General features: G+C 46.0%; 1 pseudogene. It reads left to right on the top strand.

What is annotated here, in order from left to right:
* Positions 1-186: pseudogene (locus tag P5683_RS26320) on the top strand (reverse transcriptase); the annotation flags it as partial.
* Between the last annotated feature and the right edge of the window lie 27 nt (positions 187-213).

The raw sequence follows: 213 nt of genomic DNA, 5'->3' as shown, positions 1-213 counted from the left end.
TCTCTCGAACCTGAATGGGAATCGAGATTTGAAGGCACAAGCTATGGGTTCCGTCCTGGACGTTCAGCCCAAGATGCAATAGCACGAATTTATCTATGTATCAATCATAGTGATTACTATGTGTTGGACGCTGATATAGCGTGCGAGACGTTTAGGAGTGAAATAGGGCTGCAATGCCTGAAATAACCTCCTAGTGGTACTTCCACCCCTTGG

The organism is Limnospira sp. PMC 1279.21 (genome assembly GCF_032349615.1).
GTDB classification, from domain to species: Bacteria; Cyanobacteriota; Cyanobacteriia; order Cyanobacteriales; family Microcoleaceae; genus Limnospira; species Limnospira fusiformis.
Note: the sequence above shows the minus strand (reverse complement) of the source record. Positions and strands in the feature narration are given on the sequence as shown.